The 20,190-nt window shown below is 62.4% G+C and carries 15 protein-coding genes; 7 read left to right on the plus strand and 8 right to left on the minus strand.

All coding sequences use genetic code 11. The features are described 5' to 3' along the window. The first annotated feature begins 175 nt into the window (after positions 1–175). The 5 genes from P0111_06780 (at position 176) to P0111_06800 (ending at position 7,223) form a co-directional block, all read left to right on the plus strand. Positions 176–3,523 (plus strand): AsmA-like C-terminal domain-containing protein, encoded by a 3,348-nt coding sequence (locus tag P0111_06780; GenBank protein ID MDF0643719.1) that lies wholly within the window; start codon positions 176–178, stop codon positions 3,521–3,523. Positions 3,524–3,566: 43 nt separating this feature from the next. Continuing rightward, positions 3,567–4,712 (plus strand): Xaa-Pro peptidase family protein, encoded by a 1,146-nt coding sequence (locus P0111_06785; protein ID MDF0643720.1) that lies wholly within the window; start codon positions 3,567–3,569, stop codon positions 4,710–4,712. Between the two features lie 54 nt (positions 4,713–4,766). Beyond that, entirely contained in the window at positions 4,767–5,201 is a 435-nt protein-coding gene (locus P0111_06790) for an archease (protein MDF0643721.1), read from the plus strand. A gap of 53 nt (positions 5,202–5,254) precedes the next feature. Further along, positions 5,255–6,706: an RtcB family protein gene (locus P0111_06795; GenBank protein ID MDF0643722.1), complete on the plus strand. Its 1,452-nt coding sequence runs from the start codon at positions 5,255–5,257 to the stop codon at positions 6,704–6,706. 160 nt (positions 6,707–6,866) lie between these two features. Next, positions 6,867–7,223 carry a PilZ domain-containing protein gene (locus tag P0111_06800; protein ID MDF0643723.1) on the plus strand — a complete coding sequence of 119 codons (357 nt, stop codon included), beginning with the start codon at positions 6,867–6,869 and terminating at the stop codon, positions 7,221–7,223. Between the two features lie 34 nt (positions 7,224–7,257). On the opposite strand, the gene P0111_06805 is transcribed toward P0111_06800, so the two are convergent. Continuing rightward, positions 7,258–8,934: a tetratricopeptide repeat protein gene (locus tag P0111_06805; GenBank protein MDF0643724.1), complete on the minus strand. Its 1,677-nt coding sequence runs from the start codon at positions 8,932–8,934 to the stop codon at positions 7,258–7,260. A 158-nt stretch (positions 8,935–9,092) separates the two neighbouring features. Between P0111_06805 and P0111_06810 the strand changes: the two genes are divergently transcribed. Further along, positions 9,093–9,410, plus strand: coding sequence for a cupin domain-containing protein (locus P0111_06810; protein MDF0643725.1), 318 nt, complete (start codon positions 9,093–9,095; stop codon positions 9,408–9,410). Between the two features lie 25 nt (positions 9,411–9,435). Here the strand turns inward: P0111_06810 and P0111_06815 are convergent, their stop codons facing one another. From P0111_06815 to P0111_06840, 6 genes are all read right to left on the minus strand, one after another. Continuing rightward, entirely contained in the window at positions 9,436–10,827 is a 1,392-nt protein-coding gene (locus tag P0111_06815) for a sigma-54 dependent transcriptional regulator (GenBank protein MDF0643726.1), read from the minus strand. Then, a complete protein-coding gene (locus tag P0111_06820; protein MDF0643727.1) occupies positions 10,824–12,764 on the minus strand; it encodes an ATP-binding protein in 1,941 nt (646 codons plus the stop codon). The genes P0111_06815 and P0111_06820 overlap by 4 nt, the downstream gene beginning before the upstream one ends. Positions 12,765–12,878: 114 nt before the next feature. Next, the gene (locus P0111_06825) at positions 12,879–14,366 is read right to left on the minus strand and encodes an efflux RND transporter periplasmic adaptor subunit (protein MDF0643728.1); all 1,488 of its coding nucleotides are present in this window, start codon (positions 14,364–14,366) and stop codon (positions 12,879–12,881) included. 23 nt (positions 14,367–14,389) lie between these two features. After that, on the minus strand, positions 14,390–15,901 hold the full coding sequence (locus P0111_06830) for an efflux transporter outer membrane subunit (GenBank protein MDF0643729.1): 1,512 nt from the start codon (positions 15,899–15,901) through the stop codon (positions 14,390–14,392). Beyond that, positions 15,898–17,508 carry a DHA2 family efflux MFS transporter permease subunit gene (locus tag P0111_06835; protein ID MDF0643730.1) on the minus strand — a complete coding sequence of 537 codons (1,611 nt, stop codon included), beginning with the start codon at positions 17,506–17,508 and terminating at the stop codon, positions 15,898–15,900. Before P0111_06835 ends, P0111_06830 begins: the two co-directional genes overlap by 4 nt. 19 nt (positions 17,509–17,527) lie before the next feature. Then, a complete protein-coding gene (locus P0111_06840; protein MDF0643731.1) occupies positions 17,528–18,400 on the minus strand; it encodes a formate/nitrite transporter family protein in 873 nt (290 codons plus the stop codon). A 521-nt stretch (positions 18,401–18,921) separates the two neighbouring features. Between P0111_06840 and P0111_06845 the strand changes: the two genes are divergently transcribed. Then, positions 18,922–19,224 (plus strand): hypothetical protein, encoded by a 303-nt coding sequence (locus P0111_06845; GenBank protein MDF0643732.1) that lies wholly within the window; start codon positions 18,922–18,924, stop codon positions 19,222–19,224. A gap of 150 nt (positions 19,225–19,374) precedes the next feature. Here P0111_06845 and P0111_06850 read toward each other — a convergent pair whose 3' ends face one another. Further along, on the minus strand, positions 19,375–19,740 hold the full coding sequence (locus P0111_06850; GenBank protein ID MDF0643733.1) for a DUF3365 domain-containing protein: 366 nt from the start codon (positions 19,738–19,740) through the stop codon (positions 19,375–19,377). Positions 19,741–20,190 lie beyond the last annotated feature (450 nt).

Consider the following 20,190-nt stretch of genomic DNA (forward strand, 5'->3'; position numbering starts at 1 on the left):
GCGAAATTCTCGGAACGACGACGAAAATTCTCAATTCCGACGCGGACTTGGTAGATTTCTTATCCGGCCTCCGGTAAGATGATTCCAACGTCGCATGGGTCGTGCGCAGCCTGCCGCGACGCGGGCGGAGACGAATCCAGCCGACGAACCCCTGCCGGATTTCTGGAGAAATTGAGTGTCCCGCACACGCGTGGTGGTCGCCGTCATTGCTCTGGTCGTCGTGGGCGGCATCACCTTTCTGCTTCTGTCTCCCCAGCTCACCGGCGCCGATTACCTCAAGGATTTCTTCCTGCGGCAGCTCGAGCAAAACCTCGGACGGAAGATCGACGTGCACCGCATCAAGTTCACCGTCTTTCCGAGAATCCGGCTGGAGCTCTCGCAGGTTGTCATTCACGAACGCAATTCCGATCAGGTCTTTCTGTCCGCCAAGAAACTCGATCTCGTGCTGCGGCTCGTGCCGCTGCTTCGCAAGCAGATCGTGGGAAAACGGCTGACGATCGAAGAGCCCACCCTGACGCTCCGGCGGAACGCCGCCGGCCACTGGAACGTGCTCGATCGCGCCAATCCCATTCCGACGAGCGACGACGAAGCGCTCGAGCTGATGACCCGCATGTTCCGCATAAAGGAGGCCACGGTGATCGACGGCACGGTCATCGTGATCGACGAGGCCAGGCCCGATGGCGTCCGCACGGTGAAGTTGGAGTCCGTCGAGGCCGCGCTGGTCATTCATCTGGAGCGCAACCAGGCCGATGTGCACATCTCGGCCGACCACATCCGCGATCGGGAACGGTCATCCTTGTCGATGGCGGGCGCCGTCCGGAGGGCCGATCAACAGTCGATCGAGATGAGCGAAACGACGAGGCCTCCGCTTCTGTTTCAATTCGAGGGTACGGTGGAGGCGGTGGGGCTGAGCCTGCGCGGACTGGCGGATTTTTTCGGGCCGCGCCCGGTCCCGCCCAACGTGCAGGGTGCCGTCACCGTGCGGAGCAGCATGCGCCTCATTCCCGGTGTGGCGGGCTACGATGTCGTCATGTCGGATCTGACGGCCAATCTGGATCCGCTGGCCGCGAAGGGTCGCGCGAGCCTGTCGGGTCTATTGACGACGCAGCCGACCTTCTCGCTTACCTTTTCGGCGCCGCCGGTGCAGTTGAGCGACTTACTGAAACGCATTCCACCCGAATGGTTTCATCCCCAATTGCCCGCCGTAATCGAAGACCGTCGCATCAACGGCAAGGTGGAGGTCGTCTCGGCGACCGTGACCGGGTCGTACGGAGAAGGACCGCAGTTGTCCGTGACGGGAGAATTCCGCATCCGTGAGGGAGAAGCGCTCATCGGCGACAGCCATGTCCCGTCCAAGGATCTCTCGGCGGTCGTCCTGGTCGAAGCGGGCCGGATGCGTGTGACGAACTTGGGGGGGCGGTACGGAACGATCCAGATGACCGACAGCAAGGGGCTGATCTCGTTTCTGGAAGCAGGTCCTTGGATGGAAATGGAAATCTTGGGTACGATGGCGGCATCGGACCTGTTGCAATTTCTCTCGAAAACCGTCGAGTCGGAGCAGCTGTCGAAGGTGCTGGGGGAAGCCCGGGACGTGGAGGGGGTGGCCAAGCCCACGTTCCGGCTGGTCGGGCCGTTGACACAGCCGGGAGGCGTCACGTTCGCGGGTGGCGAAATCACGGCGCAACAGGTGAGCCTGAGCCATCCGTCGCTCCCGGAGCGGATGACGGACATCCAAGGGCGTTTCGTTCTGGCCGAAGGGGAGACGCAGTTCGATCAGGTCAGCGGCCATTTGGGCGACTTGACCGTGCAGGTCCAGGGCGGCATCACGGGCGGCGGCACCAGCTCGTTCCGTGACCTGCTCGTGCGGGTAACCGGCGACTCCTTGCACCTGACGCAGGTGCTGCCGATGAAACACATTCCCAAGGGAATGGTCCAGGGTCTGACCAGCGTCGCGGTCGCGCTCAGAGGTCTGACCTCCGTGCCCGAGATGCGGGGCGAGATCGTGCTGACGGAATCGAAGGTGATCTGGCCGGAAGTGTTGGAGAAGCCTGTCGGCGCGCCGGCCACCATCAATTTCGAAGGGCATGTGGCGCCGAAGGGAGGGCTGACCCTCACGCACATCGAGGCGGACGTGCCGCCGCTGCGTCTGCCGGTAAAGGGGAATATCCGGCTCGGCGAGCGCGTGTCGATCGATGCGTCCCTGGCGACCGGCACCGTATCGCTCTCCACGGTGCCCGAATGGATTACCAAGGGGGGATTCGAGGCGGGCAACGTTGAAGTGTCGCTCGACGTCAAGGGCAAAGGCGCCGACTGGCGAATGTGGAAAACCAACGGCTGGCTGGCCCTGAGCAACGGGCTGGTCAACGTCAGGGGTGCCGATGGCCCCATCCAGGACCTGTACGTGCGCCTGCAGTTCAATCGCGACGCGGCCGAGCTCAAGCGCCTGTCCTTCCGGCTCCTCGACAGCGACCTGGTGATGGAAGCGATGATCCGAAATTGGGCGACGAAGCCGGCCATCTCGGGGAAGATGGAATCCAACCAGATGGATCTGGATCTGCTGATTCCTAAGGGCGAGCGGTCGCCCATGCGGGAATTCTTGGAGACCCTGGCGGCGACGAGCCGGGTCGCCATGACGGCCTCCATCACACGCGGGCACTACAAGCACCTGAAGTTCGGCGGCCTCTCGGCCCGCATCACGATCCAGGACGGCGTCCTCGACGTAGATCGGATCTCCGGTCAGTCGACCGACGGTGAAGTCGCCGGCCGGATCGCCGTGCAGTTGCCGCGCCACGAGCCCGCGGAGGCGGAAATCTCCGTGCGGGCCACCGGCGTGCCGGTCAGCGACATCCTGCGGCTCGTGGGGAAGAACGAGGGTGGAGTGACCGGAGAGATCCGCATCACCGGAACGATCCGCGGCCACGGCCGGAACCCTCACGGGGTCTATCCCACGCTGAACGGGAAGGCCGACATCCTAATCGAGAACGGCCACATCTTCAAATCGAAGGAGCGGGTGACCTGGAAGATCATCAGCATTCTGAACCTGCCGGCCGTGCTTCAGGGCAAGGTGGATCTGGAAAAGGAAGGCCTGCCGTACAACAAGATCACCGCGACCGTGACGGTACGCAACGGCCTGTTCGAAACGGAGAACATGATCATCGACAGTCCGATCGTGAAGATCACCGCAGCCGGCAACTACGATCTTCCGACCGACCAGGGCGACATGGTCTGGGCCGTGAGCCCGTTCGGGTCGTACTCGCAGTTCCTCAAGACCATTCCCTTGTTCGGGCGCCTGTTTGCCGGCGACCGCAAGGGCGTGGCGACGGCGATGTTCTCCGTCAAGGGCAGCATCGAAGATCCGGAGGTGACCTACATGCCGATGAAGTCCTTCGCCACCGGACTGACGGGATTGGGGCAGCTCGCCGTCGATGTCTTGAAGAACACGGTGATGTTGCCGATTGATCTCATGACGCCCGATGAGGACAAGGCGTCGCCCAAGGACGTCCCGGCCCCGTCGTCGCCTTGACCGGTCTCTGACCCCGTGCTAAGGTCCAGCGGGTAGCCAAGCCATGTCTCGATCCGCTTCGCAATCACACAAAGCCGTCCTGTTCATCGCCGCCAGCGAGACGGACGCCAATCTCTACTACGCGACCAAATTCATCGCGCCGGATCCCTTCATCTATCTGGAGATCAAGGGAGAGCGCCTCCTCGTCATGAACGATCTGGAGATGGATCGGGCGAAAAGCCAGGCCTCGGTCGATCGCGTGCTGTCCTATTCCGAGATCGAGAAACGCGCGCGCGATCAGGGGGTCGCGTCCCCAGGCAGCGTGGACATCGTCCACGTCGTGTTGCGCGACGCCAAGATCAAACAGGTGCTCGTGCCGGGCAATTTTCCCTTCCGCCACGCGAGCCGCCTGCAGGAATTGGGGTATCAAGTCCATGCGAAGCCGGACCCGTTCTACGAGCAGCGCGTCGTGAAGACCGCCGAAGAAGTTCGGCACATCGAGAGCGCCCAGCGCGCGACGGAAGCGGCTGTCGCCGCGGCCCACACCGTGCTTCGCCGGGCGACAATCGTGAGGGCCGAATTGTGGCTCGACGACGCCCCGTTGACCTCCGAGCGAATCAAGAAACTGATCAACGTGAAGCTAATGGAGGCCGACTGCGTCGCCCAGCACACGATCGTGGCCGGGGGCGAGCAGGCCTGCGATCCCCACAACGAAGGCAGCGGACCATTGCCGGCGTACCGCAGCATCATCTTCGACGTGTTTCCGCGCTCCGCGACGACGCGCTACTTCGCCGACATGTCTCGCACGGTCGTCCGAGGCACGGCCAGTCCCGAGCTCGTCCGACTGTATCAGACCGTGAAGGATGCGCAGGAAGAGGCCATTACCAAGATCAAAGACGGCGCCGACGGCATGAAAATCCACCGCGGCATCTGCGACCGATTCGAAAAAGCCGGCTACAAGACCGGCCTGGTCAACGGCCGTATGCAGGGCTACTTCCACGGGACCGGCCATGGCGTCGGACTCGACATCCACGAAGCCCCGCGCATCAGCCGCACCGGATCGCTGTTACAGGAAGGCCACGTCGTGACGGTCGAGCCGGGGCTTTACTATCCGGGCTTGGGTGCCGTCCGCATCGAGGACATGGTGCTGGTTACGAGCGATGGGTGTCGGAATCTGACGGACTTTCCGAAGATCTTCGAATTGGGTTAGTTCCGATTCGTCTGGCTCATCGCTAGTCGCATCCCTTCCAAGGCCTACCCAAGCATGACCTTCTCCTTTCGCTTCCTTGACGATGTGGCGCTGGCTGATATGGCCTTCGAAGCCGACGGCGACTCAGTTGAAGCGCTGTTTGCCGGCGCCACACGGGCCTTGCTCACGACGTTGGCTGATCCGGCCACGGTCGGTTCGTCGTGGGAGCGGGCAATCGAACGTCGGGACGCAGACTTGCCGCAATTGCTGTTTGACTGGCTCTCCGACATCGTCTATTGGAAGGATGCGGCAGGCGTCGTCTTCCACGATGCACCGCTGGCCCTCGCCAGGGAAGAAGAGCAATGGGTGCTGAAGGCGCGGCTGATCGGCGCGCCGGTTGATCGAGAGACACAGGAGCTCCACAACGATGTGAAGGGAGTGACCAAGCATCTCTATGCGTTGCGTCAGGTGCACGGCCACTGGACAGTACGGGTGGTATTGGATGTGTGACAGGAAAGGTTAGGGCTAAGGTTGAGGTTGAGAAGCGTACGGATTGAAGACGTATGAAACTGCATACGGACATGCGGGTGAATCGTGTCACGGATGAAATCTGGGAGGTTCCTGTCTCGGAAAAATCTGGCATGCTCGTGCCCGCGCGCCTCTACGCGACCGAGGCGGTGCTCCGCTCCATGGACTCGGGAGTGTTCGATCAGGTGACGAATGTCGCCTGCCTGCCCGGCATCCAACGCTATGCCCTCTGCATGCCCGACGGCCATTGGGGCTATGGTTTTCCGATCGGCGGCGTGGCGGCTTTCGATGTGAGCCACGGGGTCATTTCGCCCGGCGGGATCGGATTCGATATCAACTGCGGCATGCGGCTGATCCGCACTGATTTGACCTTGGACGACGTGCAGCCGCGGTTGGAACGACTCATGACCGAATTGTTCCGGCGCGTGCCGGCCGGCGTGGGAGCTGCGGGATTTGTCCGATTGAATCGCCGATCGTTCGAAGAGGTCATGACCGACGGCGCGCGCTGGTGCATCGAGCAAGGATATGGCTGGCACCAGGATCTCACGAAGATCGAAGAGCGGGGCTGTATTGGCGGCGCCGATCCCTCGAAGGTGACCGATCATGCTGTGGGTAGAGGTATCAATCAGCTCGGCACGTTGGGATCGGGCAATCACTATCTGGAAGTCCAGGTGGTGTCGAACGATCGGGTGTTCGATCCGGACGCCGCTGCCGCACTGGGCATCACCGGCCACGATCAGATCGTGGTAATGGTGCATTGCGGGTCGCGAGGCTTCGGCCATCAAGTGGCGAGCGACTACCTCAAGGTGTTCGAGAAGGCCATGCGACGCTACGGCATCTCGGTGAAGGATCAGCAACTGGCCTGTGCGCCGTTCAGCTCGAACGAGGGCCAGGACTACTTCGCGGCGATGAACTGCGCCGCCAATACCGCGTTCGCGAATCGGCAGGTCATCACCCATCAGATCCGCGAGGCCTTTGCCGCCGTCTTCGGTCAATCTGCGGAAGAGTTGGGCATGGAGCTGGTCTATGACGTCGCGCACAACATCGCCAAGGTCGAACGGTACGTCGAAGGCGAGCTGCTGGTGCATCGCAAGGGATCGACGAGAGCCTTCGGGCCAGGACATCCGGAGTTGCCCGAGGCGTTTCGGCAGATCGGCCAGCCAGTTATTTGCGGCGGATCGATGGAAACCGGCTCTTATCTGCTGGTCGGAACCGATCGGGCCGTGCAGGAGACCTTCGGCTCCACGATGCACGGATCGGGGCGAACGATGTCGCGCGCGCAGGCCAAGAAGTCGGTCCGAGGCGAGCAACTCCAACAACAGATGAAACAACGCGGCATCGTGGTGAAGGCCGTGTCGATGTCGGGGCTCGCAGAAGAAGCGGGCTTCGCCTACAAGAATATCTCCGAGGTGGTCGAGACGGTCGATCGAGCGGGAATCACAAAAAAAGTGGCGGAACTCAGGCCGATTGGCAATATTAAGGGATAGCAGAACGCTGAAAAAGACTTCCAGCTTCGTTCTCGCATCGCTCAAACCCTCAACGTACCATCAGACGTACGCTTCGGGTTTCGCTCGCTACGGCCTTGCCGGACAGTCTTTTGAGCGTCCTGCGCGTGACGTGGGCAGCCGAACATTGAGAGGTCCTGAGATGGAGCAACGGCACAGCCAGCGGTTTCCGGTTCGGTTCCGCAGTTCGTTCACCTCGCTGAACATCGTGGGGGGAGACGGCGCGTTGATCGATCTGTCGCTGCGTGGATGCCGGATCGACAGTGCGGTTGAAGTGCGGCCCGGCACGTCGCTGGAACTGCGCATCCAGGCGGCAGATGAGGAGCCGCCGTTGAAGGTCCAGGAGGCGGTCGTCCGCTGGAGCCGTCCGCGTCAGTTCGGTCTGGAATTCGTGACCCTCGGTCCGGAAGAATGGGCCCGCCTGCAGCACACCGTCACCCAACTCGAACGTCATCCCTACCAGCGAGCTGCTTCGGACGAAGACTCTCAAGCGGCTTGACCCACCATCGTTCTATCCCAACGGGCCTGCGCCGCTAAGTTTTCAGCCGGTGGCCGTACAACAGCGTGATGTTGATGCGGCGGCTGAGGTAGTCGTCTTTGAAGGCGATGTGGTCGCTTTCATGGAAGAGATCGGAGTTGAAGATCACGGCGCGGTTCGCGCGGTAGGGAATCTTGATCGTCTCGGCGCCCACCTCCTTGAGCCAGGCCAGAATCTTCGGCTTGTTCCGGTCGCTGTTGTAGTCCTTGAAGTTCCAGTCCTTGGGCGCTTCCTTGTCGTAGACGACCAGGCCTCCGGCGGAGGGGTCGCGGTTCGCCTCGTCCGGCGTAATCCAAAAATTCACGTTGACCGCCGCGGCGTCGGCATGGATGTTCAGCCCTCGACGCGCGCTGTCCTGCTTGAAGGCCCAAGCCTGCGTCAGCCGGTGGTGGGTGAAGATGCGGGGAAACTTCAGGCGCAGCTCTTCGGCGATCTGCAGGAGAAGCGGGGAGGCGAAGCCGTCGCCCAGGAACGCTCCGCAATAGCCGTTTTCGTAATCCTTCTTCCAGATCGTCGCGTCCAGACAGAAGCGGCGCAGCGCCTCCAGCGCGGCGTCGTTCACGAGCCCGTCGACGAACGTGACTTCAGGATGCTTGCCGAGATAGCGGGACTCGACGGCCGCGACGTCGAGCGCGCGGTTGAGGGCGCCGCCTTCGATGCGCCGGGGAGGCTCGCTGTAGAGTATGCGATTGAACGCCGGCGCGACCGAGGCGAGCGCGTCCGTGGTGATGGTCACGCGATTACCGGCGGTCGTGTCGTCGTCCAACAGCCGCTGCAGCCGGATCAGCGAATCGAGCTGGGCGCGATACTCCTCGCCGAGCAGTCGGCGATCGAGGAGATGGTGTGTCTGCTCGACTTCGTGTTTGATCCGGGAGCGATAGGTGGCCTGTTCAGTCGGCGCCTGGCCATGGTCGTGTCGCGCTTTGGCGATTTGCGAGAAGCAGGATACCGCTTTGTCGTCGTTGCCTACCCAAATGGAGGCGATGCCTAGATTATAGAGCGCCTTCTGGTAGCCGGGCATCAACGACAGTGCCTGCTGAAAGGACGCGATGGCTTCATGCAGCGTGCCGGCTTCCATCAAGGCCAGGCCCAAGTTGTTCAGCGCTTCCACATGCTGAGGCTTCGCCTCCAACGCGCGGCGGAACGAGCCGATCGCCTCATCGACCGCGCCCTGTTCCTGGAGGGCGACGCCCAGGTTGTTGTGCAGTTCCGGATGTGTCGAATTGATCGCCAAGGCCCGTCGGTAGACGTTGACGGAGTCATCGAGGCGGCCCTGGTCTCGGAGCGCGTTGCCGAGGTTCATCAGCGCTTCCAGGTGACGCGGGTTGAGGGACACTGCTTTCTCATAGGCCGTGACGGCGTGCGGCAGTCTGCCGGCTTTCTGGGCGACCACGCCGAGGTTGAACCAGTAGAGGGGCGAGGCAGGCTGCTGTTCGACCGCGGCGGTCAACTGCTCGAGGGCCTCGTCCAGCCGGTTCATCCGGTAGGACAACAGTCCGAGCAGGTGCAACGCGTCCGGATGGCGGGGCGCGATGGCGAGCGCCTGACGGTAGGCCTGTTCGGCCTCCGCCAATCGGCCGGCCTGGTGGTGTGCCTTCCCTTGGTTCAGCCAAGGCGTCACATCTTGAGTGCCTCTCCGCGCATCCAGCCGTCGTCGTTCCGCTCGATTCATGGTAGATCTGTTCACACTAACTGAAACCGGAGGGGCCGGTCAAAGCCGCTTGATATAGATGGGGCTGATTTCCAACACGTCACGGGCTATACTCCTCTCGCCACGCCCATGAATGCCGAAGGCGGAACACCGCTTGTCCACCGGAAGGAGTCTCTCGCATGAAGGTCATCAATCTCTCTGACTTTCAACAGTTTAGCCATGAGAAGATGAAGAAGAACAATATCTTTCAAACGTCGCGGTTTTTCTGCGATGTCTACTGTTTTGAGCCAGGACAGGAGCAGAAGGGGCATGTGCACGGTGAGCAGGACAAGGTCTATCTGGTACTCGAAGGCCAGGGGACGTTTCAGGTGGGAGGGGAGCAGCAGGTCCTGCGCGCCGGCCAAGGAACGATGGCGCCGGCAGGGGAGGAACACGGGGTAAAGAATGATAGCGGACAGCGGCTCAAAGTATTGGTCTTTGTCGCGCCGAATCCCTGAGGGCCGTACGTTTGGACGTCGGCGCTTATCTGTCCTTCTCGATTTTCTTCAACCGGCGGTCGAGCGCAAACCGGGTCAGGCCGAGCTGTTTGGCCGCCAGGCTCTTGTTGTAGTCGGCCAGCCGCAGCGTTTCCTCGATCACCGACTCTTCGATCTCGGCCAGCGTCTGCTTGCCGACCTCCATTTCGACCCGGATAAGATGCCCGTCTCCGCGCGCGACCGTCGTCGTGGTCTGTTTGGCCTGGTCGTGGAGCTCGCGTGGCAGATAGCTGGCGGTGAGCGTTCGCCCTTGGCAAAAGATCATCGCCCGCTCGATGATGTTCTGGAGTTCCCGGATATTGCCCGGATACGAATACCGTTCCAGCAGCGCCCGCGCTTCAGGGTCGATGTCGGCGACGTCCTTCCCGAACTCCTTGCCGTAGTGCAGCAGCGCCCTCATGCAGAGAGGCAGAATGTCCTCCACGCGCTGACGGAGCGGCGGCAGTTCGAGCGCCACAACGTTGAGCCGGAAGTACAGATCCTCGCGAAAGTTGCCGGCGGCGATCTCCTTCTTGAGATCCCGGTTGGTCGCGGCGATAAGCCGGAAGTCCACCGCGATGTCGTCCGTCCCCCCGAGGCGGCGGAATGTCCGCTCCTGCAGCACCCTCAGAAGTTTGGCCTGCATACCGAGGTCCAAATCCCCGATCTCGTCAAGGAACAGCGTGCCGCCTTCCGCCCGGTCCAGCAAGCCGAGCTTGCGCTGATTCGCGCCGGTAAATGCCCCGCGCTCGTACCCAAACAGTTCGCTCTCGAACAGCTCTCTGGGAATGGCCGTGCAATTGACGCCGATGAAGGGACTGGTCGCCCGGCCGCCGTTATGGTGGAGGACGCGCGCGACGAATTCCTTGCCTGTACCGGTTTCGCCGAGCATGAGCACGGTGCTTTTCGGGTTGTGGGCGATTTCCCGAATCTGCGCCAGGAGGACCTGCATGGCGGTGCTGTCGGCGATCAGCTGGGTTAGGGCATATTGGTCCATATCCTGCTCGGACTGGAAGCTCATGCGACGGCGGAGCGCCAGCAGTTCGAGCGCGCGGTCCAAAACTTGTTCCACCCCTTCGAGATCCACGGTTTTGATGACGAAATCGTAGGCGCCGAGCTTCATCGCTTCGACGGCGTCCTGGACGGTCCCGTAGGCGGTGAGCATGATCACGAGCGCGAACGGCGCCTTCAGCCGGCAGATCTTGAGCGCATCCAACCCGGAGAGCCCCGGCATCTTCACGTCGAGCAGCAGCAGATCCGGCACTTCGTGATCCAGCGCCTGCACGAGGTCTTCGCCCGAGGCGAACGCCGTGACCCGATGGTTGCGCCTGGTGATGCGTTTCGCGAGAGCCGAGCGGATCGCAGGCTCGTCGTCGGTGACAAAGATGGTCGCGTTCATAAGATCTCCCTCATCATGGTCATCGATGTCTTCAGCGGAAGCCAGAGCCGGGCCGTCGTTCCGCTCCCGACCTGACTGACCAGGGCGATATCGCCCCCATGGGCGTCCACGATGTTGCGGCAAATCGCCAGACCCAGCCCGGTCCCGTGCTGCTTCCCGCTGGTGAAGAAGGGCTGGAACACCTGGGCCAGGGCCCGCGCCGGAATGCCGGGGCCGGTGTCGACGATCTCGATCAGCACGCCCGGTTTGTCGTCGTGCGATGTCTCGGTCGCGTCGAGTTGCAGGGACCCGCCGTCGGGCATCGCGTCCAACGCGTTGTGGCAGAGGTTGAGCAGCACCTGCTTGATCTGATCGCGATCCGCATAGACCATGATCGCCCCGTTGGAAGGCTGCGTCACGGTGACGTGCTGGGCGTGAATCTTCGCGTCCAACAGTTTCAAGACGTCCTCGACGGCGTCTTTGAAGAGCCAGGAGGTCGGCACCAGGTCCCGAGGGCGCGCATAGTCGATGATCTGATTGACGATGCGATCCAACCGTCTGGTCTCGTTCAAGATGATATCGAGATCGGCGCGCTTCGGATCGGTGGGGTCGGTCTCGTCTCGCAGCAGCGAAGCGGTGGACCCGATGCCGACCAACGGGTTCCGGATCTCGTGCGCGATGCCGGCGGCCACCTGCCCGAGCGTCGCGAGCCGCTCGGCCCGGCTCAATTGCGTCTGCATGTCGTCGAGCGCCGTGATGTCGACGTTGAACCCCTGATACATCGTGGGCTGTCCTTCCGCGTTCTTGATCGGAATACGCCGGCTCAGGACCTTGCGCGCCGTGCCGTCTGGCCGCACGAAGCGGAAGACCGTTTCGTAGGGCATACCGTCGGCAACCGCCTGCTCATATTCCCGCAGCACGCGGTCGCGATCGTCCGGGTGGATCCAGTGACGGAAGGCTTCCGGTTCGCCCGCTTCGTCGGGATTCATGCCGGCCAGCGATTTGTTGTAACGGTTGCTGAAGGTGATCGTCATGCCGGAGGTCGTAAAGATGCCGAAGGGCGCGTGATCGACGATGTTGCGATATTTATCTTCCGACGCGGCAAGATTCTGGTTGAGCTCGCGCAGCTCGGCCTGATTCTTTTGGACGCTCGCGAGATGCTCCCGCACCTGCCGGCTCATGGTGCTCATACCGCGGGTCAATTCACCCAACTCGTCCTGTCTCGCGAGGGCCGGCACATCGGCCGGGAGGATGGCGTCGGACGACCGGACCAACTTGGCCAGGCTGATCAGCGGGCCGGTGATGGAGCGGGCGATGAGCTGAAGCGCCAAGATGAGCAGCACGAGAACCAGCGCGATGCCCCCCATGATGTGAGCCACCATCTGGTTGCGCGACTTGGCCATGTTGGCGAGCGCGTCGTTAAGCGCCTCTTGTTCTAAGCGGTCGAACCGCGCCATGTGCTCACGGGTGAGTTGCATGAGGGCGCGGCCTCGGCTCTGCTCGATATAGTGGATCGCTTCCGTCGTCCGTCCGCTCTTCACCAATTGGATCAGGTTTTCCTTCTCCTCCATCATTTGTTTGACCAGGCGTTGGGCCTGCTCGACGGCCTCGTATTGAGGCCGGTGGGGGCGGATCAATCCCAGCAACGTCTGCTCGACCGAGGGCATGTGCTGGTGTGCGTTTCTCGAGGGCACCAGGTAGGCTTCCTGCCTGGTCATCACGTATCCGCGGAAACCCGTTTCGTAGTCCACGATCAACCGCATGTATTCCGCCGCGGCGCGTTGCGCCACGTACACGCGATCGAGTTGCTCTTCGTCCTCCGTCAAGGCTTCAAGCCGTTGATAGGCGTCCAACCCCAAGACGAGGAACGCGACAAGAGGAATCAGGGAGGTCAGGAGCAGTTTGCGTGCGATGGGCAGATCGTTGAAGAGTCCGGAGATTCGTCGCCACATCAGCATGTGCCGCTCCTGGCGATCATCGTAAGGAGCGCCGAGAAGCCTTGTCAATTGCGTCGGCGCGGCGCGTTTGAGACTGTCGGACACCATGGCGGTGATGCGGGCCTCCTTGGCCCGTCACGGTTCGGTCGATCTCATGACGCCTCTGCCTCGCTCCGGAATGGCGGGGCGTGTGAAGGCCGGAGGACTGGCCTGCTGACCGAGCCGGTCCGCGCCGGGGCCGATGGCCGGAGCGAGCGGGAGATGAGCCTCGCCGAGGTCCGGGCTTTTCGGCGGAACGTGGGATCCCGAGTCCGGTTCGAGGCTCCGGCCGAGGGGACGCTCGCCGGACCGGTCCCGCATACCGAGGTCCGACTGCGTGGTGGGCGCCCGCGGAGCTGAGGTCCCATCCTCGATTGCTCGGACGATCGCCGAAGGCAGTCCGACGATCGGGATGCCGCTGCCCCTCACGTTACCGGCGATCACCTCCTGGGCCACGGATTCGGCGTTCGTCAATTCAGTGCCGTAGACGTCGGTCCGGTATTCGTCGGTATCGGCTTTGGCCAACGAAGACCAGACGGACCGGCCCGGTTCGCCGACACGAATCTTGGTGACGGTCGAGAGTCCCGGCCTCACGGGATGTTCGCGGATCTCGTCGGCCGCCAGCGCGATGCGGACCGGCACGCGCTCGATGATATGGATGAAGTTGCCGGTGGAATTGTCGGGAGGCAACAAGGCGAACGGGCTTCCGGTGCCGGGCACCAGGCCTTCGACCGTTCCGTGGAAGGTATGTTTGTCACCGTACAGGTCGACGCGGATCTCGGCCGGCTGGCCGGGGCGGATCTCGCCCAATTCAGTTTCGCGCAAGTTGGCTTCCACCCACAGGTGATCGAGCGGCACGATCGTCATGAGATTCGCGCCGGGCTTCACCCGGTCGCCCACCTGAGCCTTGCGCTTGGCGACGTAGCCGGATACCGGGGCGAGAATCCGCTGGCGGGCATATTCCAGATGAGCCTCGATGAATTCGTGCTTGGCCAATTCAACCGCCGGATGTTCCATGACCGTCGTGCCGCCGATCTGGGCGTCCAGGGCTTCGTATTCCGCCTCCGTTTCCCTGACATCGGCTTCGAGCGCCTGGAGCTGGTCGATGGCGTTTTGCAGCGTCTGCTTGGAGACGGCTCCGGTCGGGGAGGCCAGGCGGTAGCGCTCCGCATCGTGGCGAATCACGTCGAGCCTGGCGTGGCGGGCGGCCAGTTTTTCTCCCACCTGCCGCTGCGTGAGGAACAAGGCGTTGATCCGGCGGACAGTTTCGCCGAGGCGTCCCCGCGCGCGTCCCAAGGTCGCGTAGGCCTCGTGTTCGTCCAAGCGGATCAGTACGTCGCCTCGATTCACGAATTGGGTTTCCTCGAAGAGGACCTGCGTGATGATGCCCGTCGCCTGCGCGGCGACCGGCACGAGATTGCCCGTCACGTAGGCGTTGTCCGTTTCGACCCAGTGGCGCGAGACGGTCCACCAGTAGGCGCCGTAGGCCGCACCGGCCAGGATCAGCGCGGCCGTGACGGCCAGCAGGCGCCGGTTGCGCTGTCGTCGAAGTGCCGCGTCGTCCATTCCTGAATCTTGGATCATCTTCGTCGTTCCATGCTCAACGCTCAGCCGGCCTGTTGCACCGGCCGCTTGCTCACGTCGTCGTTGCGATAGCCGCCGCCGAGCGCTTCGATCAGGTCCACGGCGGCGACCAGCTGGTCGCTTTCGAGCGCCCGCAGGGCATATTCCTGCTCGAGCACCGGGTAGCGGTGGCGCAAGACCTCCCGATCGTCGTCCAGTCCGGAGATCAGCCGCACCTTCGCCAGCCGCCAATCCTCGCGCAACGCTGCGACGAGCCGGTGGTGCGACTCGAGCATCTCGCGGGTGGCCTGCCAGGCGCTGAGGCTGTCCGCCACCTCGCGCAACGCGCCGAGGAGCGTGTCGTTGTACAATTCCACCGCCGCGTCGTACTCCGCCCGGTGCGCGGCGAGTTCGCCGCGCAGCCGGCCCCCTTCGAAGATCGGCAGGCGCAGGCCCGGCGCGATGCCGTAGGAAAAACTCTGCCCGCTGAACAAGAAGTTGGCGAGCTTGTCGGCCCCCTTGGTGAGGGTCAACGCATTGAAGCCGACGAAGGCGGTCAGGTCGATCGTCGGGTAGAACTGGGTTTTGGCCACCTTCACCATTCTGGCCGCCGAATCGGCGCGATACAGGGCAGCCGCCAGATCAGGCCGATGCACCAACAACCCCATCGACAGATGCTCCGGTACGGGAATCTGTTCGGGAATGGCGACGCCGGATTTGCCGAACAGGCGAAGCGCCTCATCCGGTCCCTTCCCCATGAGGCGGGCGAGCAGGTGACGCTGGACGTCGAGCTGATCCCGTACCCCCGCCAGACGTTTGATCGCAGCCTCATACTCCGCGACGCTCTGCTTGACCGCCAGATCGGTGTCCAGGCCGAGCTGGTAGCGGGTTTCGGCGAGCCGGCGAAGCCCCCGGCGAAGGTCCACGATCGCACGGACCAATTCGAGCTGTCGGTGAAGGGCCTGGCCGCGAAAATAGGCACGGGCGATTCCGGTCGTCAGCCGGAGGCGGATCTCGGCCCTCTCGGCCTCTTCGGCGGCCGCTTGTCCCAGCGCCGCTTCGATGGTCGCGCGGTTCTTGCCCCAGAAGTCGAATTCGTACCGAAGGCTCAGCGGGTTGATGACGCCCAGTAGAATCTGCGCGCCGGCGACCTCGGGGTTCAAGGCTGCGAAGACGCCATGCTGGGAAATGCGTTCGTAGGTCAGTGAGGCGTCGGCTTCCAGAAACGGCAGCAGTCTGGCGCCCTCGACGCGGACCACCGCCTGCGCCTCGCGCAGCCGGGCGGAGGCGGCCTTCAGACCGGGATTGTCTTTCAGAGCGTGCTCCATCAGCCCGTTCAGTTCGGCGTTGTCGAACTGTGTCCACCAGCGGTCGTCCGGCCACTTCTGCAACCGACTCGACACCTCCTCGATCGTTTCCTTGAGTTCGGGCGTGTCGAGATAGGCGGACGGAACCTCGCCCTTGGGAATCCACGCACAGCCGGCGGTGATCAGGAAGGCGCCGGCGGCGACGACCGAAAGAAGCGATCGAATGGCTGCGCGACGGGCTTGCGTCACGGTTGCTCCATGAGCTCTTCGGACTGTAGGGCTCTGACCGTCTCGGCCCTGCTCAGGGCAGGCTCCTGGGTGGAGCGGGCGAACCACACGACGAGGGCGAGTCCGAGGGACAGGTAACTCGAGAGAAGAAACGCGTCGTTCAGAGCCAGAATCCCGGCCCCCTGCTTCATGATGAGTTGGAGTTTTCGCTCGACCATGCCTGGAGCGAGGCCGACCTGCTCCAGTTTGTCCATGACCGGGCGCAGCACGTCGTAACTGGCCGAGGCTCGGCCGCCGAAGTGGTCGCTCAGCCGCAACTGATGAAAGGGGGAGCGCCGGAAGAGGACGACACCCTGCCATGTGATGCCGAGCGCGCCGGCCGCGACCCGGAAGATGTTCGCGGCTTCGGCGGCCCGCAGCATCTGCTCGCCGGACAGGCCCTGCAGCGTCAGCACCGTCAAGGGCGTAAAGAAGGAGCCGAGAAAGATGCCTTCCAACATCATGGGCCAAAAGATCTGGTCGAAGGAGTGGGGATCGTCGAACAGACCGATCCAATAATAGGTGGCTGCGAATCCGAGGGCGTTGAGGCTGGCCAGCAGCCGGGCGTCCACGTGCTTAGCGATTTCATGCACGACGGCGATCATCGGAATGCCCAGGAGAATCATGGGCACGAACACCATGCCGGCGAGGGTCGACGAATATCCCATGAGCACTTGTAACTGGACGACGAACAATGCCAAGAGTCCCTGAATGGACAGAAATCCCAGCGCCAGGCACAGGACCCCGACGGCGAAATTCCGATGTGTGAACAGTCGCAGATCGACGGCCGGACGTCGTTCGCCGAGTTCCCAGACGATCCAGATCGGAATCGCGGCCAGGACGACGACCAGCACGATCCGCAAGAGCGGATCGTCGAACCAGTCGAAGTCGTTCCCCTCGTTCAGGATGGTCTGGAGGCCTCCCAAGATCACGGCCAACAGGAGAAATCCCACGAGGTCGAACGGCTCCGAACGTGTCTCGAACGGTCTCTGATGCAGCAGGGCCGCCGTGAACCCAGCGACGGCAAGGGCGAGCGGGATGTTGAGATAGAACAGACTTCGCCATCCCCACTCGTCCGCGATCCATCCGCCGGTCGCGAGTCCCATGGTGAAGGGCATCAAGGTGAACAGACCCCAAATCGCCAGGCCCATCGATTTAAGCCGGTCCGGATATTCCTGGAGCAGCAGCGATTGACCCAATGGAATGGTGAGCCCGCCGGCCAGTCCTAGGAGGATTCGGGCCGCCACGAACGTGGGGATGGTGGCATCGATGGCGCACAGCCCGGATGCGGCGGCATAAGCCACGAAGGCCCAGACGAAGACCCGCACCTCGCCGAAGCGAGACGCGAGCCATCGGGCGATCGGAAACGCCAGCGCCAGGGCGATCATGAAATCCGTCTGGGCCCAGGTGCCGAAGCTAGGAAGCACACCTCCAAGGTCTCCCGCCGCGTGAGGAAGGAGCGCTACGTAGGAGCCCGCATTGAACAGCACGACCATATGCGCGAGGCCGGAGACGACGTTGAACAGTACGAACGGCCATCCCTGCAGTCGCGTGACGCGAGATTCGGCGGAGAGCGGCGGGCGGTTCATGAGGGCGTGTCCTGTCTCATCAGTATGACGGAGAATATCCGCGCGTATGATCGGAAGCGGCCGCGGCTCCCGTCGTCACCGGCGCGGCCGTGACCGCAACCGGGGGTCGGTGTGTGAAATAGATGGCCAAGCCGGTGAACACCATCCCGCCGACCAGGTTGCCGAGGGTGACAGGCACTTGGTTCCAGATCCACCAGTCCGCCATCGTGACCTGCGCGCCCAACAACATGCCGACCGGAACGATGAACATGTTGACGACGGCATGTTCAAAGCCTTGTGAGAAGAAGAGCAGGGTGGGTCCCCAGATGGCCAGGATCTTTCCTGACAACGAAGTCGTTGCAAACGCGAAGATGACGGCAAGGCTCACCATCCAATTGCACAGCACGGCCTTTGTGAACACGGTCAACATGCCTGCCGAGCCGTGAGAGGCATAGTAGTTGGTCTTGGCCTCGGCGATGGCGATCAGCTTGGTGCCGGTCGCTGAGAGCCCGGCGTCCCCCGCAGTCGTCAGCACAATCGCCAACATGGCGGCATAGAGAAGGCTGCCGAGCAGATTGCCGAGAAAGACCCAAGCCCAGTTGATGAGCACCCGGCTGACGCAGGCATTCGCCTTCCCGGCCGCCGTCGCGCAGGGCAGCAGGGCAAAGCTGCCGGTAATGATCTCGGTCCGCAGCAGAATCGCGATGCACAGGCCGATCGGGAACAACAGCGATCCCACGAGCCAACTGCCGGTTTCGACCGCCGCCGTAACGGCCATGCTGGTGGCGATCCCCAGGTAGGCGCCGGCCAGGGCGCCGCGGATGAGGAGATGCGAAGCCGGCACATCCAGCTTCAGCGCGCCCGTGTTAACCATCTCTTTGACGACGTCGTGGGGCTTCACATAATCCATCATCCTGCTCCGTTCAAGATAGGAAGGTGAGTTGCGCGGATGTCGAGCACGAGCAGAGCAACTTTGAGGCCAAGGCGGTTGCTGCGCATCTCGGCGGGCGATCTCTGGTTTTCTCTGAAATACGAGCTGAATGAGGGAGTGGGGCGTATGAGAGCATGAAGCATGAGTGGAGTCGATGCGTGCGGTCCGTGCGATATCGCTCAAGATAATCGCTCGAGTCGATCTCCAGCTCGCGCGACACTGTGCGGAATACTGAGACCATCAGTTAGGCTCGACCAGAGGCCAGGTTGGCCGCGACGAAAGAATTTCGTGACATCCGGAGGTTGAGACGTTCGATCGCTGTAAAGTGTCGTGATGCCTCGTTGGTGGTATGGACCGTGCGTCTCCGTTGAAGGTACCGTATCGGTCGATGCAGATGCCGACCCTCTCCAAAACCCTAGGGAGAGAGCGAACCCTCGGCGCGAAGATGATGGAAGCGGGGCGAGCGGCCTGAGGAGACCACGAGGGAAAGGAGCGAAGGATAGATGATGAGCAATCTGGAAAAAGCCGAGGTGATCCGCCGGTGGGTCAACCCGGAGGAACGGATCACCGTGCAATTCGATGACGCACGGGATCTCAATGCCGAGGTGACGGATTGCACCGATCAGCTGGTGGTCCTGGCGTTGGACACCGACGTCCCGCACATGCGACAGCAGTTGTCGATTCCGCTCAGCAAGGTGGAAGTGGGGGCGGACCCTTCGCACTACACCCGGGATCCGGATCAGCCATTACGACTCGAGCGGCTACTGTTGCTGGTGAAGGGAAACCGTCCTCCGGTAGTCTATTGAAGTGATCCGGCTCACCAGGACGCGGATGGCGTCGTGACTGTCGAGCCTGCGGCCGGGAAGCTGGTGCAGGATGCCATCGGCCGCACGTTGCAGAATGGGCCGCCGACCCGTGCGTATTCGCTCATGGGTGACGAAACATCGTTTGTATCTTCAGAGCAATTTCGGGTCAAGCGGGATAGTTACGCTGATGGCGCCTGCCAACTCTCCTTCTCGAGCACCCTCCCTTGGATAGCTGGAAATGTTCCATTCTCCTTTCGGTTCGCCATGGCATGCCAGGCATTCTCGTTGATAGTAAATCGGTATCATGACATGGAAGGTTTTGCCCGACTCGGTCAATTCGCTGACGTAGGCCTCGCCGTTCGGTCTGCCGGATAACCAGCGCAACACCGACGATTCGTACTCATCCGCTTCATTTTTCGGATTGCGCGGTTGACTGGCTGTTTGCTTGAGCTGCACATGAGACCGTTTCGAACAGCGAGCCGCCGCCTGACTGTCGGTAGGTCGCGGGAATGAAATTCTTATAGCCGACGCCGCGCTGATTGATCACAACCTACGCATCGCGGACGACTTCCTTGCTGGCTTCAATCAAGGCCGGAAGCAGCTCACGAGCCAGAGGCGGCACACCGAATGTTGAAAGAAAGCAGGCAGGAGGGAAAGCGCAAGAAGAACCAATGCCGGATGGATGATGCCGCGTAACCCGGACTGCAGTCCGAGTCTCGGCAGGGCAGTTCTGTCACGGTGAACGGTCCAGCCTGTCGGTGGTCACGTGGAGCCTGGTGGTTTCCGCCTGGCTCGCCGCCGAAATGCATGATTGCATCGGCTCCACACGGCAGGCCGATGATCCTATGGTCCGGGTGACAAGTGTGGACAAATCGTGAGCGCTGAGCGCGCCCGTGTCGATATCGACCAATGCGTGATCGGGAACCGATGAGAGATCGACGCTCCGGACTCCCGGCACGGCCGACA

The sequence above is a fragment of the Nitrospira sp. genome, assembly GCA_029194535.1.
In the GTDB taxonomy this organism is placed as follows: Bacteria; Nitrospirota; Nitrospiria; order Nitrospirales; family Nitrospiraceae; genus Nitrospira_C.